Here is a 19441-nt window from a genome sequence, read left to right on the forward strand (position 1 = left end):
TCAGAATCCGATCGGCAATCCGGCGTAGTTCTCCGCCAGTCCCATGGCACCCGCCTCGCTGGACGCCACCCATTTCAGTTGCGAGAGTTGCAGTTGCGCGTCGAAGGGGTCGTCGCCGGTATGCAGCATCGTGGTCATCCACCACGAAAAGTGGGTGCAGCGCCAGACGCGCCGAAGTGCGTCGTCGCTGTAGCTGTCTGCGGCCCGCGAATCGTTCCCCTTCAGCTTCTGCGCCAGGGCAGGCGCGAGCAGAGCCACGTCGGCTACCGCGAGGTTGAGGCCCTTCGCTCCGGTGGGCGGCACGATGTGCGCGGCGTCGCCGGCCAGGTACAGGTTGCCGTGTCTCATCGGTGTCTGCACGTAGCTGCGCATCGGCAACACGCTCTTCTCGGTGATGGGGCCGGGGTTCAGAGTCCACCCATCCTGACCGTGACCGAGCCTTAACGCCAACGCATCCCAGATGCGGTCGTCGGACCACGTGTCGATATCGGTTCCGTTCGGCACCTGCAGATACAGCCGGCTGACCGTCGACGAGCGCATCGAGTGCATGGCGAAGCCGTCCTGGTGCCAGGCATAGATCAGTTCGTCCGTCGAGGGGGCGACATCGGCGAGCACCCCGAGCCAGGAGTAGGGATAGACCCTTTCCCAGGTGTTGCGCACCGAATCGGGCATGGCCGCCCGGCTCGGTCCGAAGGAACCGTCGCATCCCGCAACGACTGTCGCGTCGATTCGCACCGCGTTGCCCGACGCGTCGGTGAACGTGACGTAGGGGGCGTCGGATTCGACGTCGTGCAACGCCGTATCCGAGACGTCGTAGTAGATCTGTTGGCCGGCCTTCTCGCGTGCCACGACGAGGTCCTTGGTGACCTCCGTTTGCCCGTACACCCAGACACTCCGGTCGACGAGATCACGAAAGTCGATGTGGTGCCGCTCTTCCGGCCACTGCAGGTAGATGCCTCGATGCTCGTCGCCCTCGCGGTGCAGACGCTCACCGAGTCCGTGTTCGTCGAGCAACTGGACCGTCGAGTGTTCGAGGACTCCGGCCCGGATTCGGGAGAGCACGTATTCCTGAGTACGTGACTCGATCAGAATGGAGTCGATCCCCTGCTCGTCGAGCAGGTGGGACAGCAGCAGACCCGCGGGCCCTGCACCGATGATGGCAACCTGTGTACGCATGCAAGCAGTAGACCCCGGGATTTCGAGCCGAACAAGACCGCACTTCCACTGAGTGAAAACGGCCGACTACCCGCCGAGACTTCGTCCGATCCCCTGGGCCGCAACCTGAAGTGCGGCAACCAGTCTCACTCGATCGCGGCCCAGCTTGGGAACCACGATTCCCAATGCGGCGACCACACTGTCGCCGGCATGGACCGGCACAGCCACCGAACACGCACCGAGTGTCATCTCTTCGACCGTCTGCGCGAAGCCCTCGCGACGCACTCGACGCAACTCGCTCTCCAGCTGGCCAGGATGCGTCACCGTGTACGGGGTGAGGCGATCCAGGGAGCGCATCACCTGCTCCTGCACCTCCCGCGGCGCGTACGCCAGCAGCACCTTGCCGACGCCGGTGGCGTGCAGCGGCAGCCGAGCGCCGACGCGACTGACCGCGGGAACCGATGCGTGGCCGGCCAACCTGTCGAGATAGAGCACTTCGCACCCGTCGCGGATAGCCAGGTGCACCGTCGCAAGGGTCGCTCCGTAGATGTCGTGCAGAAACGGTGATGCGATGTCGCGAAGATCGGACTGATCGGGTGCGAGCAAGCCCAGTTTCCACAACCGCCTACCGACGACGTAGCGCCCGTCGTCGCCCCGGACCAACGCACCCCACTCCACCAGTTCTCGCACCAGTCGATGCGCAGTGGCGATGGGTAGGTCGGCACCGGCGGCCAGGTCGGTCAAGGTCAGCGACGGAGCCTTCTCGTCGAACACCCCGAGCAAGGCCAGCAGCCGCGCGGCCACCGAGACTCCGGGGTCTCGAGCATTGCCAGCCATGACATGGACGATAGTGTCCCCACGAGACAGAGAGTGAGACCACGCCGATGACCGACGACGGCACCGCCGCATTCGAGCTGGCACGCCCGCGATTGTTCGGGATTGCCTATCGCATGCTGGGCAGCGCCGCCGAGGCCGAAGATGTGGTGCAGGATGTCTGGCTGAAGTGGCACGCCACCGACCGCACCACCGTCCGTAATTCACTCGCCTTCCTCACCACCGTCACGACACGCCTGGCCATCAACGTCACGCAGTCGGCGCGGGTGCGGCGGGAGTCGTACGTCGGCCCGTGGCTGCCCGAACCGATCGACACCCGAGCCGATCCGGCGACGGTGGCAGACAACGACGCCACGGTCGAGCTTGCCGTTCTTGTTGTGCTGGAACGACTTCCGGCTCGTGAGCGAGCCGCGTACGTTCTCCGGGAAGCATTCGACTATCCGTACGGCCGGATCGCCGACATAGTGGAGACAACCGAAGCCAACGCGCGTCAACTGGTGACGCGCGCCCGCAGACATGTGGCCGACGCTCGTCCGACCCCTGTCGATTCCGACCGCCATCATCGACTGCTCGACGCCTTTCTCGCCGCAGCCAAGGGGGGCGATCTGGCCGCTCTGGAAAAGATTCTTGCGCAGGACGTAGTGAGCCTGTCCGACGGCGGCGGCAAGGTGAAGGCTGCAGCCCGAATACCCATTGTCGGACGCAGCCGAGTCGCCGCATTCGTTGCGGCGTTCTCCTCGCATTTCTGGATAGGAACCACGACGTCGTTCATCCAGGTCAACGGAAGGGCTGCCGTACTGATCGTTCGTGAGTCGACGGTGACCACGCTGCTGACGATCGATGCCACCGAGGACGGGATCGGGACCGTCCTGTGGGTGATGAATCCGGACAAGCTGCACGCGCTGCCGCGCTAGGTGTCACAGATCGGAGCGCTGCCCTGTCAACACTGCGACCGGCAGCAGACAAGAGTTGACCGGCTCGTCTCGCAGGCACCCCTCCTGCGGCGAAGAGAGGATTCTCATGAAGATCGTTGTCATCGGCGGAACCGGCCTCATAGGTTCTGCAGTTGTGAGCATGTTGACCGAGCACGGTCACGATGCGATAGCGGCGTCGCCCAAGTCCGGTGTGAATACTCTGACCGGCGAGGGCCTGGCCGATGCTCTCGTCAGTGCGAATATCGTTGTCGACGTCTCGAATTCACCGTCGTTCGAGGACGCGGCCGTGTTGGACTTCTTCACACGCGCGACGACCAACATCCTCGCAGCCGAAGCGAGTGCGGGCGTGCAGCACCACGTTGCACTGTCCGTGGTCGGCAACGACCGACTGCCCGCCAGCGGCTACTTGCGCGCAAAGGTGGCTCAAGAGAAACTGATTCGCGCATCGTCGATTCCGTACACCCTCGTGCGCGCAACGCAGTTCTTCGAGTTCTTCTCCGCCATCGCACAGGGCGCGACGACGGGCGACGAAGTCCGGTTGAGCTCGGGTCTCGTCCAGCCGATCGCGGCACACGACGTTTCGACCGTTGTCGCTCGTGTCGCTCTCGAGGCACCGCGTAACGAGACGATCGAGATCGGAGGCCCGGAAGCGTTCGGGCTCAACGAGTTCGTTGAAAGAGGTCTGAAGGCACGCGGCGACAGCAGAACCGTCGTCGCCGACGACCAGGCTCCGTACTTCGGCGCACTGTTGCACGGCCGTGAACTGGTTCCAGGCGATGGGGCCGAACTGTCCACTACTACTTTCGCCGCCTGGCTCGAGTCCTGATTCTCGCCGAACTCGAAGTTATGGACACATTCGGCCTGAAATCCGTCCATAACTTCGAGCTCGGCGGATATCACACAGCGGCAGCGGCAAAACCGATTCGATTGAAACGCTTTTCGCGCGCGATCATCCGCATCGAAGGGTCCTGAGCGATCAGCTCGGCAAGTTCTCGGTGCAGTACCGCGCCCACTCGATCGCAGAACTGCTGTGATTCGTCTGCGGCGTCGGGCAACTCGGGAACGATGATGTCGACGACACCGGCCCGGAAGAGATCGAGCGAGCGCACTCCCTGCTTGGTCGCCATCTCGGCGGCGTGGGTGGTGTCGCGATGCACGATGGCCGAGGCACCCTCGGGCGGCAACGGCGAGAGCCAGGCGTGCTGAGCAGCGAGAACTCGATCCGCGGGCACCAGCGCAAGGGCACCACCGCCGGTTCCCTGCCCCAACAGCAAGGAGAGCGTGGGGGTTTCGAGGTCGACCATGTCTGCGATGCACCGCGCTATCTCGCCGGCCAGGCCGCCTTCCTCCGCCTCTTTGGACAGCGCTGCGCCGGCAGTATCGATGACGGTGACGAGGGGAAGCTTCAAATCCTGCGCCAGCCGCATGCCGCGTCGGGCCTCACGCAGAGCCGCGGGGCCGAGTGGCGTCTTCGTCGTCTGGCTCCTCCGGTCCTGGCCGAGCAGAACGCACGGCATGTCGCCGAACCGGACGAGCGCCAGAATGAGGCCCGGATCGGACTCGCCCTGACCGGTTCCGTTGAGCGGTAACACGTCTGCCGCTGTGTTGAACAGCAATTCGCGCACCCCCGGCCGATCGCTCCTGCGTGAGGCCAGAATCGAGGTCCATGCCGGCACGTCCTCGATCTCCCACTCGAGAGCATCGGAATGCCGGACGCGACACGACGGCACGTCGGTCATGATGCGTAGTGCACGGTCGACGATCTCACCGAGTTGCTCGGGCGGACGGATGGCGTCGATGAGTCCGTGCGCCTGCAGGTTCTCCGAGGTCTGCACGCCGGCGGGGAATTTCGCGTCGTACAACGCCTCGTAGACACGGGGGCCGAGAAATCCGACGAGCGCACCGGGCTCGGCAACGGTGACGTGACCGAGCGATCCCCAGGATGCGAAGACGCCGCCGGTGGTCGGGTGCCGCAGATAGACGATGTACGGCAGGTTCGCCGCCTTGTGTGCGGTGATCGCCGCGGTGATCTTGACCATCTGCAGAAACGCGACAGTGCCCTCCTGCATGCGCGTTCCACCCGAGGTCGGCAACGCGAGCAGTGGAAGCCGCTCGGCGGTGGATCGGTGCACCGCGCTGACCAAACGTTCACCGGCGGCCACCCCGATGGATCCGGCCAGAAAGGCGAACTCGCCCAACAGGATTGCCACCTTACGTCCGCGCACGGTCGCGGATCCGGTGAGAACGGATTCGTCGAGTCCGGTCTTCTCACGCGCCGCAGCCAGTTCGTTCGCGTACTCGTCGTCGATGACGTAGTCGGCAGCCGGGCTGTCCCACGACTCGAAACTCCCGGGATCGATCACCAGATCGAGAAGTTCGAGCGCGGTCATCCTCGTCATCGGATCGCTTCTTTCAACCAGTCGCGGACGAGTTCGTCGTCGGCTCCGAGAACCGGCGGTGCCAGATGCCGGTTCTCGGTGACCTCCGTGCCGTCGGACTCGAAGAATCGCAGCGGCGGCCCGGGCAGGGTCACCGTGCCCAGCGTCTCGTGCTCGACGTCGATGAGCAGGCCCTGAGACTTGGTCTGCTCCCACTCGTACACTTGCTGCACGTTGCGTACTTTGCCTGCGGGGACACCGATTTGGTCGAGAAGCGCCAACAACGGCTCGGTCTCGTAGGTACGGAAGATCTTGGACACGAGTTCGACGACGTCGTCGCGACTGTCGACGCGTTGCGGGTTGGTCGCCATGCCCTCGAGGTCGGGATCGATACCGAAGCCCTCACAGAAGCGATGCCACAGTCCCTCGCTGCCCACCGAGATCTGCACGGCTCCATCGGAAGTGGGAAACAGGCCGTACGGGCAGATCGACGGGTGGTGGTTGCCCTGCGCCTCACCGATCTCGCCTGCCACGGTCCACTTGGTGCCTTGGAATGCATGCACCCCGACGACGCTGGCCAGCAACGACGTTCGAACCACCTTGCCGCGGCCGGTGCGGTCGCGCTCGCGCAGCGCAGCGAGAACGCCGAACGCTCCGTACATTCCGGCCAGCAGGTCCGCGATCGGAACCCCCACGCGCTGAACATCGTCGGGACCGGAGCCGGTGAACGACATCAACCCGGCCTCGCCCTGAGCGATCTGGTCGTAGCCGGATCGGCCACCCTCGGGGCCGTCGTGTCCGAATCCACTGATCGACAGCACGACCGTGCGCGGGTTGATCTCAGCGATGCGCTCGGGCGAGAAGCCGAGCCGATCGAGCACTCCCGTGCGGAAGTTCTCGAGCAGAACATCCGCGCGTTCGATCATGCGCTCTAACGCTTCTCGGCCATCGTCGGTTTTGAGGTCGAGCGCGATCGACCGCTTGTTGCGGTTGGCCGAAAGGAAGTACGTCGATTCGCGCTCCGCGTCACGCGGGGTGACGAAAGGCGGGCCCCACACCCGGGTGTCGTCGCCGCCCTTGGGGGTCTCGACCTTGATGATGTCCGCGCCGAGATCTCCGAGCATCATCGCCGCGTGCGGGCCGGCCAGGGCGCGCGTCAGATCCACCACCACGGTGCCGTCGAGCGGTCCGGTTCTGCCTGTCGTGTTGAGGGGCATCGAATTGATCCTTACGTCGAAAGCGATGAGGGGGTGAATCGCCAGTGTGGCCCATTGGGTCAGTGGACTAGCCAATTTCATTGGACCAGCGATCCGAGGGGAAGTCAAGATCGAGTTCTCGGACGTCCGCGCAGCTCGAGAGCTAGAGCCAGCCGGGCACGACCAGTACCGCCCAGGCGATCAACGGGCCGACGACGACGACCAACGCGCTGTATTTCAGGATCTGCTTGTAGAAGACGTCCCGATCGATGTCCTGGGCGTTGGCCAGCACCAGAGCGCCGTTGGTGGAGAAGGGACTGACATCGACGATCGTCGAGGCGATGGACAGGGCCACGATGACACCGATGGCACCGACCTCGCCGGCGAGCAGGAACGGAACGGCCAGTGGGATGGTGACACCGAGGATGGCCGTCGACGACGCGAACGCCGACACGATGGCACCGATGTAGCACAGCAACAGAGCCACGAGCAGCGGAATACCGATGCCGGCAACCGCATCACCGACGTACTCGACCGTGCCGGCTTCCTGCAGCACGCCGACGAACGTCAGCACGCCACCGATGAGCAGTACCGTCGACCAGCTGATCTGGTTGATCGCACCCTTCTGAGCCTTGGGCGACGCCAGGGCGAGGACCACGGCGACCGTCATCGACACGAAGCCGACATCGAGATCGAGGACGAGTGAGAACAACGCCAGCGAGGCCAGCCCGACGAGCGTGAGGATCTGATCGAACGTGATGGCCTTGACGGCGGTGGCCAGGGGTGGCGCGTTCTCGACCGTGACCGTCTGACCGGACGGCTTGGGCGTCGACGATCCGAATCCGCGCATGACAGTTCTCGAGCCGCCCCCGCCTACTCCGCCCGAATCTCCCTCGGGGCGGGTGCCGTCCTCGTCGTGCACGCTACGTCCGAGAAGTGCACGTCCGCCCAGGAACATGAACAGCAACGCACCGATTGCCGCGTTGAACAGCATGCTGCCCAGGAACAAGGTGAGTGGGCTGTTGACCAGACCCGCCTTCTGAGCGATGTTGTTGACCGTGACGCCGTAGATGCTGATCGGCGAGAACCCGCCCGCCTGTGCGCCGTGAATGACCATCATGCCCATGAGCAGGGCATTGATCTTGTACCGCGCCGCGAAGCCGAGTGCGATCGGTGCGACGATCGCCACGGCTGCCGGTCCCAGCGCTCCGATTGAGGTCAGCACGCCGGTGATACCGAACATGACCCACGGAATCAGGGCGACCCGGCCACCGACCAGCCGCACCGCACCGCGGACCAGGAGGTCGACCGTGCCGTTGTTCTGGGCGATCGCGAAGAGGTAGGTGATACCGACGAGCGTCAGGAACAAGCTGCTCGGGAAGCCGGCGATGATGTCGTCGGTGCCCATGCCCACGGCAATGGTTCCGACGAAGAACGCCGCCACGAACCCCAGCGCGCCCATGTTCACCGGGAACACGGTCGCAGCGAGGAACATGACGACGAGCGCAATGATGGGTATCAACTCGGTCGACATCGAAGGTCTCCGGTTCGTCTGAGGTTGTCCCCCGAGCGGGCGCTCGGGTTCCGTGGCCAATTGGACTAGCCACTGAGTCTTTACAGACTGAACCAGTGAAGTGGATCACTTGTCAACAGTTGCTATGACCCGGGCCACTGCCCACCCGAGGGTTAAGGTGGGGGTCCAGAGGAGCAGAGAGCGAGTGACACAGTGGCTGAGCAAATTCGCCCGGTGACCCGACCACGGCTGTACGAGGTCATCGTGGAGCAGCTGTGCAAACACATCGCCGATCGCGACATGAAGCCCGGCGATCGACTCCCGCCCGAGCGTGAACTGGCGGGTCACCTCGGCGTCAGTAGAGCCTCACTGAGCCAGGCCCTCGTTGCACTCGAAGTACAGGGCATACTGGCCGTCCGCCACGGCGACGGAGCGGTACTCGTGCGACGGCCCGTGGGAGACATGGCCATTCGCGCCCTGCGCGAGCACGCCGATCGCCTGCCCGAGGTGATCGAAGCCCGCGAGGCACTCGAGGTCAAGCTCGCCGAGCTCGCCGCAACCCGCCGCAGCGACGCCGAAATGGCGGCGATCGACCACGCCCTGTCGGTCATGGCCTCGGAAATCACCGACGGAAATCGCGGCGACTCCGGCGACGAGCTGTTCCATCACGCCATCACCGAGGCCGCGCACTCGCCGCTACTCGCCCGACTGATGGGCGAAATCGCCGGCCTGATTCGCGAAACTCGAATCGAATCATTGTCGCAGTCGAACCGTCCGCAGACTTCGTTGGAACACCACCGCCGCATCGCCGACGCTGTGCGGCAACAGAATTCGGCCGAGGCCGGACGCGCGATGGCCGAGCACATCCGCCTCGTCTCGGACGTTGCACTGCTCCGCTCCACGGACAGCTAGAGAACTCACCCGCCGCAGAACATGGTTGACATCCGTGGCCACGTCGGTGCATCGTTATTGGCACAGCGCCAACAACGCGTCGTACGCTCCGACCCGAGGACCCTCCATGACTGCACTCGCAGACCGCACCGACGACGTCACCACCGAGCTCGCCGACGTCCGACAGCTCGCCCGCAGCTTCTTCGAGAAGGAGGTCGCGCCGCACCGCGAGGAATTCGCGGCGGCCGGACGCCCCAGCCGCGAGGTCTACCGGAGTGCGGGCAACCATGGACTCCTGGGAATGTCGATACCCCAGCAGTACGGCGGAGGCGGCGGCGACTTCCGCCACGAGGCGGTGCTGTTCGAGGAGCAGGTCCGCGCAGGCGACTCGGCCATGCAGTTGGGTGTGCACAGCGGCATCGTTCCGCATTACATCCTTGCGTACGCAACCGAGGATAAGAAGCAGCGCTGGCTTCCGAAGCTGTGCTCCGGCGAGTGGATCGGCGCGATCGCGATGACCGAACCGGGAACCGGCTCGGACCTCCAGGGCATCACCACCCGCGCGGTGCGCGACGGCGACGACTACGTGGTCACGGGCGGAAAGACGTTCATTTCCAACGGAGCTCACTGTGATCTGATCATCATTGCCGCCAAGACAGATCCAACCGCCGGAGCCCGCGGGCTATCGCTGCTCGTGGCCGAGGTCTCCGACGACACCGAAGGCTTCCACCGCGGCCGGGTACTGCACAAGATCGGCCAGAAAGGCCAGGACACAGCAGAACTCAGCTTCGACGGTCTACGTGTTCCGGCTGCCAACCTCCTGGGTGAAGAAGGTCGCGGCTTCGCGCAGTTGATGCAGCAGCTTCCTCAGGAACGGCTGATCTGCGGTATTGCCGCCGCTGCGATGATCGAGGCCGCCGTGCAGCAGACCGTCGACTACACCAAGACACGAAGCGCGTTCGGCAAGACACTGTTCGACCTGCAGAACACCAAGTTCGAGCTCGCCGAATGCGCCACCATCGGACGCGTCGTCCGCACCTTCGTCGACGACGCAGTGGCCCAACATATTTCGGGGTCACTGGACGTGACGACGGCCGCGATGGTCAAGTACTGGACCACCGATCGACAATTCGAGGTGGTCGACCGCTGCCTGCAACTCTTCGGCGGCTACGGCTACATGGAGGAATACCCCATCGCCCGCATGTTCGTCGACGGTCGCATCGCCCGTATCTATGCCGGTGCCAACGAAGTCATGAAAGACCTCATCTCTCGCTCTCTGTAGAACCCGCACCGACCCGAGGATCCGATGAACAGCCCAGCCGCACTGCACACTTCCACCATCACCGGCGAGATCGGCTTAGATCGTATCGTCGTGCTGACGATCGACGATCCTGCGCATTCCACGAACACCATGAACGCGGCATTCGGTGAATCGCTCGAGCGCACCGTCGACTGGCTCGAGACCAACCTCGATGCGTTCGACGGCATCATCGTCACGTCGGGCAAGGATTCGTTCTTCTCCGGCGGCGACCTGGAATTGCTGCGCGACGCCGGTCCGTCCGACCATGCAGCCATCGCAGGTGCGCTCGATTTCACGAAGGACAAGTTTCGGCGGCTCGAGACGCTCGGCAAGCCGGTCGTGGCCGCACTGGGCGGCACCGCACTCGGCGGCGGCTTCGAGATCGCCCTGGCCTGCCACCATCGAATTGCGCTGAACAACAGCAAGGCTCGCTTCGGGCTGCCCGAGGTGACCCTCGGGTTGCTGCCCGGGGCCGGTGGCGTCACCCGAACGGTTCGGATGTTCGGCATCGTCAAGGCTCTGACACAGGTGGTGGGCCAGGGCCAGCGATATCGGCCGGCGCAGGCCCTCGAACTCGGACTCATCGACGAGGTCGTCGACACCCACGAGCAGATGATGGCGCAGGCACGTTCATGGATCACCGCCAATCCCGGGGCCCTCCAGCCCTGGGACAGGGCGGGATTCACGATCCCCGGCGGTACGGCGTCAGCACCGGCTGTGGCCGCGCAGCTGCCGGCACTCACGGCAACAGTGCGTAAACAGGTCAAGGGCGCGCCGATGCCTGCCCCCATCGCAGTGGTTGCCGCGGCAGTGGAAGGATCGGTACTCGACTTCGACGCCGCCTCGCTCGTCGAAACCCGCTACTGCACGTCGCTCGCCTGCGGGCCGATCTCGGGCAACCTGATCCAGTCGATGTTCTTCGATCTCGGCTCCATCACCAAAGGCGCTTCCCGCCCTCCGGCCGAACCACATCGAGTTCCCGAGAAAGTGCTGGTGATCGGGGCCGGAATGATGGGTGCCGCCATCGCCTACGTCGTCGCCTCGGCCGGGGTTCCGGTGATCCTCCGTGATGTCTCGATCGAATCCGCCGAGCGCGGGAAGAGTTATGCACGTTCGGTTCTCGGCAAAGCCGTCGCGAAAGGCCGCACAAGCCAGGCCGATGCCGATGCGGTGCTCGCGCTCATCACCCCCAGCTCCGACGCGGCGGACGCCGAGGGTTGCGACTTGGTCGTCGAGGCAGTGTTCGAGGATCCCGCCGTCAAGCAGGGTGCCTTCGAGGACGTCGACAAGTACCTGACCGCCGACGCGCTGCTGTGCTCGAACACCTCCACCCTCCCCATCACCGTACTCTCGCAATCTGTTTCGCGAGCCGGCGACTTCATCGGCACGCACTTCTTCTCCCCCGTCGACAAGATGCCGTTGGTGGAGATAGTGGTGGGAGAACACACCAGCGACTCCGCTCTTGCCCGCGCATTCGACTTCGTCCGCCTGATCGGCAAGACACCCATCGTCGTCGGCGACAGTCACGGCTTCTTCACCACCCGCGTCATCGGCCGATTCATGGACGAGGCGATCTCGCTGGTCGCGGAGGGCGTGCATCCGGCCACCGTCGAGCAGGCCGCACTCCAGGCCGGCTACCCGTCCGGCGCACTGGCTCTGATGGACGAGATTTCGTTGACCCTGTCGCGGCACATCCGCGAGGGCATGGCCGAGGCCGCTCGAGCGGACGGTCGCCCCTGGATCGTCTCGAACTCCTACGCGCTGGTGGATCGCCTCGTCGACGAATTCGACCGTCCAGGCCGCAAGGCGGGGCGCGGGTTCTACGAGTACGCCGACGACGGCAGCAAGGTCCGGCTCTGGCCGGGCCTGGTGGAGCACTACCATGACCCCGAACACGGAATTCCGTTCGAGGACATGATGGATCGCATGCTCGTCGCCCAATCGCTGGATTCGGTCGCGTGCCTCGACGAGGGCGTTCTCCGAACCGTCGCCGACGCCAATATCGGGTCCATTCTGGGTATCGGCTTCCCTGCCTGGTCCGGCGGTGTGCTGCAATTCGTCAACCAGTTCGACGGCGGTCTCCCGGGATTCGTGCACCGAGCCGACGAGTTGCGGGCGCGATACGGCGACAGGTTCGTCGTACCAAGGTCGCTGCGAGCGCGCACCGAGCGGTACCTCTGAGATCGCGCTCGCTCGGTTCGGTGCGATCATGACAACCATGCCGGCTGCAAGCACACCCAAGTGGAATCGACTGGAACCCGACGAGCGACGGACCCAGATCCTGGCCGCCGCCGTTCGCTTGTTCGGCGACAAGCCGTACGCCGAGGTCTCCATGGCCGACGTGGCTGCGGCTGCGGGTGTTGCACGCGGGCTCATTCATCACTACATCGGTAGCAAACGCGATCTGTACCTCGAGTGTGTTCGTTTCCTGGTCACCGTGCCGCCGATCGAGGACGTGCACTTGCCCACGGGCTCGGTCGAGGAGAGGGCTCGCGGGAGTGTGCACTGGCTGGTGGGCGTCATCGAGGCACACGGAACGGCGTGGGTGTCGGTGGCGAGCGGCTCGGGCGTGGACGAACAGGTGGCACAGATTCTGGACGAGGCGGACGACCTTGCGGCCGAGCGTGTCTTGGACGCAACGGCTTTCGAGACACAACGCGGCGACAGACGCATCGCAGCATCGGCAGTGCGGGCGTTCGGCGGCATGGTGAAGGCGGCAGGTCGCGAGTGGCTGGTGCGCGGCACGCTGACCCGGGACCAGGTGGAAACACTTCTGACAGACGTGCTCGTCACCGTTCTCTCCACCGCACGCTCTCTCGACAACGCCCCAGAACGGTAGCTGGGCAATCCTTTTCACGGTTCACATCCCGTCGATCACCCACGGCTTCGCTATTGACACCACGCCAACAAGGTGGAACTGTGACCGTATTCACTCGGGCGTACCGCGCCCCCTCTCGCACAAGGGACCTCGCCATGTATCTCACTCAAGGCCTCCATCGCTCCGCAGCCACCACACCTGATCGCGCAGCAACGGTGTTCGGCGATCGCGTGCGCACCTTCTCGGAACAGATCGATCGTGTGGCGAGGTTGGCGGCCGGTCTGCATTCCGTCGGAGTCGAGAGCGGCGATCGAGTGGCAATGCTGGCGTTCAACAGTGACCGCTACTCCGAGTACCTGCTTGCGGTCCCGTGGGCCGATGCCGTGCTCAATCCCGTCAACATTCGGTGGTCACCCGTCGAAGTTGCGTATGCACTCAACGACTCCGCCACCAAGGTACTCATCGTCGACGACACCTTCGGCGCAATGGTTTCGGCTCTACGCGCGTCGTGTCCCGACCTGGCCACCGTCGTCTACTGCGGGGACGGCTCCACCCCTGACGGCATGGTGTCGTACGAGGATCTGGTGGCATCCCACGGTCCCGTTCCCGATGTACGACGCAGCGGCGACGCCCTGGCCGGCCTCTTCTACACCGGCGGCACCACCGGATTCCCCAAGGGCGTCATGCTTTCCCACGCGAATCTGGTGACCTCCGGCCTGGGGACGGTGGCCACCGGACAGCTGCTCGACGACGCGTCGGTATTGCTCCACGCCGCACCGATGTTCCATCTCGCCGATCTGGCTGCATGGGTAGGGCAGGTCATGCTCGGTGGCACCCATGTCATGGTTCCGTTCTTCGAACCGACAGCGGTACTGGGCGCGATCGCACAGCACTCCGTCACCGATGTGTTGCTGGTTCCCACCATGATTCAGCTGCTCGTCGACCACCCCACGTTGAGCGAGTTCGACACCTCGTCACTGAGCCGTGTGCTCTACGGAGGATCCCCCATCTCCGCCGGTGTTCTCGAACGGACCCTCGCCAGGCTTCCGCAGGCCCGCCTCACGCAGGCCTACGGCATGACAGAACTCGCCCCGGTCGCATCTCTGCTGTGGCCGGAACATCATGTTGGACAACGTATCGGCTCGGCGGGACGCGCAGCCCCACACTCGGAGATCTGCATCCTCGGCCCGGACGACGAGGAGCTCGCCACCGGTGACGTCGGCGAAATCTGCGTCCGCGGCGGTCATGTGATGCTGGGCTACTGGAACAAGCCGGAGGAGACCGCGGCCGCCGTTCGAGACGGCTGGATGCACACCGGCGACGTGGGTTACCTCGACTCCGACGGATTCCTGTTCGTCGTCGACCGCTTGAAGGACATGATCATCACCGGCGGCGAGAACGTCTACAGCGCCGAGGTGGAGAGTGCGCTCAGTCGTCATCCCGCCGTTCTGGCCTGCGCCGTGATCGGCGTTCCGGACGAGGAGTGGGGTGAACGAGTTCATGCGTGTGTCGTTCTGGCCGAGGGACTCTCACCCACGACCGCCGAGTTACGCGAGCACACTCGCACCTACGTTGCCGGGTACAAGACTCCCCGCACCATCGAGTTCGTGACGGCGCTACCCATGAGCGGAGCAGGCAAGATCCTCAAGCGCGACCTGCGTGACGCCTACGTGGCCAAGGAATCGGCCGACGCAGTTCTGTGATCACGCGACGGTGAATGCTCGTCCGACGAGTCCCTGAGTCACAGTCCGGCGCGCTCGAGAATCTCGTCCCAGTGGATCTCGGCCTCGGCCTCACCCATGCCAGCGGACGCGATGCGCTCGTAGTCGTCGATCAGTGAATCGGCCACTCTCTCATAGCGTTCGATCCATGCTTCCTTGTCGTCTCGCCAGTAGCCGACGATGGCCATGCGGCTAGCAGGGAAGCCGACCTCACAGCGGAAGTACTTACGTACGCCTCTACCCGCCGACGCCTCCCCGCCGAACCAGACGTACCCGTTTCCTGCCGGAACTCGGAACGTGCGCACAGCATCGTCGAGTTGCGATGGTGCGCGCCCGTTTCCGGCCACCCTCCAGTCCATCGTCACCGAGGCCGCCGATCGAACGTCCAACACGTCGTCGTCGTGAGCCACCTCGACGATCGCATGCGCGCGGAGTCCGGCAGGCAGCTGCTCGAGAGCACGGCACAGAGCGGGTAGCCCCGGTAGATCGGCGATCAACAACATCCACTCCGTGTCGGCGGGCGGCTCGTACCACGACCGTGTTCCCCACATCCCCAGCGCCGTACCCGGCTCGGCCGAGCGAGCCCAGTCCGCGGCCACGCCGCCGACGTGGTCCACGAAGTCGATCGTGATCCGGTTCTCGTCCCAGCACCGGACGGTGTAGTTGCGGCATTCACGAACCACGTCGTCATGGTGCGCGAGAACGCCGTCGCGTCGGGTCATCTCGGGCGGTACGTCCTCTCCGTCGGCCGGAAAGTACAGGTGCACGATTTCGTCGGGCACTCCGCTCGACTCGAACCCGCGTGCAGCGGAAGCATCGAACACGACGCGAATCAGCGACGGTGACAATCGTTTCGATTGGACTACCCGTGCGGTGAGATATCCACCCTCGTCACGTCGACCGGCCATGACAGGGCGTTCAGCTCTGCTCTGCCGGCTCGACGAACATCGTTTCGATGTCGTCCATGATCCTGTTCAGGCCGATCGGGTCCGACGAATTCCACACGCTCGCCGAGACCCAGTGCACCCGATTCTGCTGCACCGCAGGCAGTGTCGACCACAGCGGTGCAGCACTGATCGCGTCCCGTTCACTGTCGGCACCCTGGTCGGTGTACACGAACAGGGTGTCGGCGGAGTTCAGAATGTTCAGCGTCTCGTCGGTGATGTCGATACGGAACACACTGGGATCCTGCTGGCCCTCGGGCTGCGCCATGCCCACACCGCGGAAGGCGATGCTCTCACCCGTGCCGACGCGAATCGAGTACTCCCCACGCTCGCTCAATCGAACAGCGGAGACCGGCTTGTCGGCCAGGCCCGCGTCGGCAACCCGCTGCTTCAGCGCGGCCATGCGATCGGCCAGCCCCTGCATGAGGTCCGTTGCCTGGCTCTGCTTTCCGAGCGCATCCCCTACGGCCGCTACCCCGTGCGAGACATCCTCGAGCGACACCCCGTCGTTGTAGGCGAAGCCGTAGGTCGGCACTCCGCTGGCCGCGAGCTTGTCGTAGATCTCCTTGTTCCAGGCCTTCTCGCCTTCGCCGTCGTACCCGGCGACCACCACGATCAGGTCGGGGTCCTGAGCCAGAATTCCCTCGACGTTGGGATCGAAGCCGCCACCCTCACCCGCAATGTTCGCGATGTCGCCGATGCGCTCGTCGACGTGCGCGGGTAGCGCCAGCGGGTTGAAGGACGCGGCCACGGGATTCACCTCGAGCGACAGCATCAGTGCCAGTGAGATGGGGTCGGCGGCGACGACCCGGGCGGGTCGCTCGGGAACCTCGACCGAGCCGAAGTAGTCCTGCACCGTCCTGGTGCCGGCGGCCTCGGCTGGACCGGACGGTTCCGACGTGGCGCTCGAGCATCCGACCAGAGCCAGAGAGAGTGCGCCGACGAGCGTGTACAGCCCAGCAGAGGCGGAACGTCTCATCCGGCCGGTTGCACGGCCGTGGAACACGAAGAATCGAGGCATAACTGGGCAGCCTAGCCTAACTTCTAGCCGCGGTGGTCACCGCCGACAAGCAACGGCACGATGCTCCGGTGCGCGAAGGCCAGCAGATCGTCGTACGTCTCGAGTGCAGCGCCGGCTGCCGGAGTCAGCAGAATCGAATGCACGACGCGGACCACGATTTCCGGGGCGTCGGGTACCGCGAAACTGTCCGAGTCCAGCCCTCCCCGGGCGATCTGGGCGGCAGCGTCTATTGCAGACGCGAGCAGGGTCGACGCATTGGTCGTCAACTGTTCGAGTACCAACGCACTCTCGGAGTCGAACATCTTGAGCAGGACGGGATTGGTTCGCACCGACTCGATCGTCGTCGCGAATCCGTGCGCGGCACGATCCGCCCGAGACGATTGTTCGGCGGCCGCTGCCGCCACCGCGACGAACAGTCTCGTCGACTCACGTGCCATGACCGCGCGCACCAGCTCGTCCTTGGATCCGATGCGGCGATAGACCGTCACCCGGTTGATCTTGGCGCGCTTGGCTACGTCCCCGATGGTCGTTCTGGGGATGCCGACCTCGCCGAACAACTCCAACGCGGCATCGAGGATCGGCCCGTCGTCACCGTCTGGATGCATCGTCCGATCCTAACGGCACCCTCGATGATTGAATGCAACATTGCAACACTATCTGTTGCTATGTAGCATCACCTCATCAGCATTTCGACGAATGGAGCTCGAATGTCTCGTGACCGAGCGATCGACCCGAACGCGCGCCACCTGGACGAGTCCTACGCGATCGTGGCCCGCGCAGTGACGTTCGACTGGACCGGCGTTCCGCTGCAGTACATTCCGCACGAGTGGTACGCCACGCACTTCTGGAACGTGATGCACCTGGTGCTGCCCGAGGGCGAACGGGCGATGGCCGATGTGTTCGCCCTCGCGCTTCCGTACATCGACGACCGCAGACTGCACGAGGAGGTCGTCGGTTTCGTCGGACAAGAAGCCACGCACGCGTCCTCGCACGAGAGCTTTCGTACGTACCTCGTCGCGCACGGAGTCGACATCGAGCCGATCCTGCAGCGCATTCGATTCGCGGTGGGCGTGGTGTTCGGCGATCACGGCCTCACCGGCCGCGCGGGCAAAGCGTGGCTGAACGAGCGCCTCGGGATCTACGCCGCAGCCGAACATTTCACCGCAGTAGTGGGCGAATGGCTGTTGGACAACACCGAATTCGATCGCCTCGGTGTCGATCCGACGATGCTGGACCTGCTTCGCTGGCACGGGGCCGAGGAACTAGAACACCGCAACGTTGCCTTCGACGCATTCCAGTACGTCGACGGGGGTGCGTTTCGCCGCGCCCGCACCGCGGTGATAGCCAGCGCGGGGTTGGCCGTGCTCTGGTTCAGCACCGCCGCGTACCTGTACAAGAACTCGGTAGCCACCCCGCGCACCGGGAAGCGCCGACTTCGCACCCCCTGGCCTCTCGCCTTCGCACGAGCATCCCGCAAGCAACTGATACCTGGCCTGTCGTTTCTGTTCGTCCAACTCGCCCTGTACATCCGACCGGGTTTTCACCCATCCAAGATGGGCGACATCGACAAGGCCGTGCGATACCTGGCGACGTCACCCGCGGCACTGGCGGCACAGCAGTGACCACCGAAACAGCCTCGAGGCACAGCCATCTGGGTGAGATCACGGTGACCGACCCCGGCCGTGGCCTCCGAGCCATCGCTGCGGCGTCTCGGGTGTACGCAAGACTGGTCACCGACTCGTCCGTCGTGACCGCCCTCTCCCCGGCGCGACCGCGCCGATGCATCGGATACGAATTCGAGACCACCATCGACGAGATCGTCGACGAGGCCGAGGACGTGCGCTCACTTCTACTGCGTCGCAGCGACGGGAGCGCAATGCCGACCTGGTTGCCCGGTGCACACATCGACGTGACCACACCGGCCGGCTCGGTTCGGCAGTACTCGCTCGCAGGTCGGCCGGCAGGAGGAGATCGGTATCGCATCGGTGTCCGCAGGATCCCCGGCGGCACGGCCTCCACCGAGATACACGGTCTCGTTCCAGGAGACACCCTCCGAGTCCGTGGACCCCGCAACGCATTTCCCATGGCCGCCGCCGAGCACTACTTGTTCGTCGCGGCCGGCATCGGCATCACGCCCATTCGGTCCATGATCGAGCGTGCCGTCGCCGACGGCACACGGTGGACCCTCTACTACCACGGAAGATCTCGTGCGAGCCTGCCGTTCGTCGCCGAACTGCAGCAGTCCGCGCTCACCTCCCGCGGTCACGTGATCATCAAAACCGATGACGTGGAAGGACTTCCGAGTCCGTCGGACATCGTCGATCTCGGGACGGGATCCTCGGCCCTGTACGTCTGCGGCCCCGCGGCACTCTCGCGCCGGCTGCGCGAGGAGGCCACCCGAAGTACCGCGGTTCGGGAGTTCCACACCGAGCTGTTCGCGCCCGCCCCCGTGGTCGACGGCCGTCCGTTCGTGCTGAAGCTCGCACGGTCCGGCGACACCGTCGAAGTCGGCGCACAGGAGACCGCCCTCGACGCCCTCCGACGAGTCCGTCCCGATCAGCCGTTCTCCTGCCGCCAAGGTTTCTGCGGTGCCTGCGTCGTCGGCCTCACCGGCGGACGCGTCGACCATCGCGATCGCGTGCTGAGCAGCACCGAACGCGAGAACTCACTCACCCTGTGCGTGTCACGCGCCGCGGTCGACGGCGACGTCGTCGTTCTCGATCTGTAGAAGGAGC

At 64.7% G+C, this 19441-nt stretch carries 17 protein-coding genes; 9 read left to right on the forward strand and 8 right to left on the reverse strand.

Translation table 11 applies throughout. The features are described 5' to 3' along the window. Complete coding sequence (locus K414_RS0103540; protein WP_027494688.1) at positions 1 to 1176, reverse strand: 4-hydroxybenzoate 3-monooxygenase; 1176 nt, start codon at positions 1174 to 1176, stop codon at positions 1 to 3. A gap of 66 nt (positions 1177 to 1242) precedes the next feature. After that, the gene (locus tag K414_RS0103545; protein WP_027494689.1) at positions 1243 to 1992 is read right to left on the reverse strand and encodes an IclR family transcriptional regulator; all 750 of its coding nucleotides are present in this window, start codon (positions 1990 to 1992) and stop codon (positions 1243 to 1245) included. 47 nt (positions 1993 to 2039) lie between these two features. On the opposite strand from K414_RS0103545, the gene K414_RS0103550 reads away from it, so the two are divergent. Both K414_RS0103550 and K414_RS0103555 read left to right on the forward strand, forming a co-directional pair. Beyond that, positions 2040 to 2903 carry an RNA polymerase sigma-70 factor gene (locus tag K414_RS0103550; protein ID WP_027494690.1) on the forward strand — a complete coding sequence of 288 codons (864 nt, stop codon included), beginning with the start codon at positions 2040 to 2042 and terminating at the stop codon, positions 2901 to 2903. A 106-nt stretch (positions 2904 to 3009) separates the two neighbouring features. Further along, positions 3010 to 3750, forward strand: coding sequence for an SDR family oxidoreductase (locus K414_RS0103555; protein WP_027494691.1), 741 nt, complete (start codon positions 3010 to 3012; stop codon positions 3748 to 3750). 70 nt (positions 3751 to 3820) lie between these two features. Here K414_RS0103555 and K414_RS0103560 read toward each other — a convergent pair whose 3' ends face one another. The 3 genes from K414_RS0103560 to K414_RS0103570 all read right to left on the reverse strand — a co-directional run bounded on the left by K414_RS0103560 (position 3821) and on the right by K414_RS0103570 (position 8032). Continuing rightward, positions 3821 to 5323: a carboxyl transferase domain-containing protein gene (locus K414_RS0103560; RefSeq protein ID WP_027494692.1), complete on the reverse strand. Its 1503-nt coding sequence runs from the start codon at positions 5321 to 5323 to the stop codon at positions 3821 to 3823. Next, entirely contained in the window at positions 5320 to 6519 is a 1200-nt protein-coding gene (locus K414_RS0103565; RefSeq protein ID WP_027494693.1) for a CoA transferase, read from the reverse strand. The genes K414_RS0103560 and K414_RS0103565 overlap by 4 nt, the downstream gene beginning before the upstream one ends. 142 nt (positions 6520 to 6661) lie before the next feature. Continuing rightward, positions 6662 to 8032: an SLC13 family permease gene (locus K414_RS0103570; RefSeq protein WP_027494694.1), complete on the reverse strand. Its 1371-nt coding sequence runs from the start codon at positions 8030 to 8032 to the stop codon at positions 6662 to 6664. Positions 8033 to 8224: 192 nt separating this feature from the next. Here K414_RS0103570 and K414_RS0103575 point away from each other — a divergent pair, with 192 nt between their 5' ends. From K414_RS0103575 to K414_RS0103595, 5 genes are all read left to right on the forward strand, one after another. After that, on the forward strand, positions 8225 to 8923 hold the full coding sequence (locus K414_RS0103575) for a FadR/GntR family transcriptional regulator (RefSeq protein WP_027494695.1): 699 nt from the start codon (positions 8225 to 8227) through the stop codon (positions 8921 to 8923). A gap of 106 nt (positions 8924 to 9029) precedes the next feature. Then, complete coding sequence (locus K414_RS0103580; protein WP_027494696.1) at positions 9030 to 10184, forward strand: acyl-CoA dehydrogenase family protein; 1155 nt, start codon at positions 9030 to 9032, stop codon at positions 10182 to 10184. Between the two features lie 24 nt (positions 10185 to 10208). Then, entirely contained in the window at positions 10209 to 12383 is a 2175-nt protein-coding gene (locus K414_RS0103585; protein ID WP_037218860.1) for a 3-hydroxyacyl-CoA dehydrogenase NAD-binding domain-containing protein, read from the forward strand. 28 nt (positions 12384 to 12411) lie between these two features. Further along, complete coding sequence (locus K414_RS0103590) at positions 12412 to 13041, forward strand: helix-turn-helix domain-containing protein (protein ID WP_027494698.1); 630 nt, start codon at positions 12412 to 12414, stop codon at positions 13039 to 13041. A 134-nt stretch (positions 13042 to 13175) separates the two neighbouring features. Then, positions 13176 to 14723 carry a long-chain fatty acid--CoA ligase gene (locus K414_RS0103595; RefSeq protein ID WP_027494699.1) on the forward strand — a complete coding sequence of 516 codons (1548 nt, stop codon included), beginning with the start codon at positions 13176 to 13178 and terminating at the stop codon, positions 14721 to 14723. A 38-nt stretch (positions 14724 to 14761) separates the two neighbouring features. Here the strand turns inward: K414_RS0103595 and K414_RS0103600 are convergent, their stop codons facing one another. Genes K414_RS0103600 through K414_RS0103610 form a run of 3 tightly spaced genes read right to left on the reverse strand, consistent with a single transcriptional unit; the run spans position 14762 to position 17311 of the window. Then, positions 14762 to 15649 (reverse strand): siderophore-interacting protein, encoded by an 888-nt coding sequence (locus K414_RS0103600; RefSeq protein WP_027494700.1) that lies wholly within the window; start codon positions 15647 to 15649, stop codon positions 14762 to 14764. Between the two features lie 10 nt (positions 15650 to 15659). Then, positions 15660 to 16706: an ABC transporter substrate-binding protein gene (locus tag K414_RS0103605; protein WP_081371250.1), complete on the reverse strand. Its 1047-nt coding sequence runs from the start codon at positions 16704 to 16706 to the stop codon at positions 15660 to 15662. 23 nt (positions 16707 to 16729) lie between these two features. Beyond that, entirely contained in the window at positions 16730 to 17311 is a 582-nt protein-coding gene (locus K414_RS0103610) for a TetR/AcrR family transcriptional regulator (protein ID WP_027494702.1), read from the reverse strand. A 102-nt stretch (positions 17312 to 17413) separates the two neighbouring features. On the opposite strand from K414_RS0103610, the gene K414_RS0103615 reads away from it, so the two are divergent. Both K414_RS0103615 and K414_RS0103620 read left to right on the forward strand, forming a co-directional pair. Next, a complete protein-coding gene (locus tag K414_RS0103615) occupies positions 17414 to 18328 on the forward strand; it encodes a metal-dependent hydrolase (protein WP_027494703.1) in 915 nt (304 codons plus the stop codon). Continuing rightward, on the forward strand, positions 18325 to 19434 hold the full coding sequence (locus tag K414_RS0103620) for a PDR/VanB family oxidoreductase (protein ID WP_237606121.1): 1110 nt from the start codon (positions 18325 to 18327) through the stop codon (positions 19432 to 19434). Before K414_RS0103615 ends, K414_RS0103620 begins: the two co-directional genes overlap by 4 nt. The last annotated feature ends 7 nt before the right edge of the window (positions 19435 to 19441 follow it).

Source organism: Rhodococcus sp. JG-3 (genome assembly GCF_000482405.1).
GTDB lineage: Bacteria > Actinomycetota > Actinomycetes > Mycobacteriales > Mycobacteriaceae > Rhodococcoides > Rhodococcoides fascians.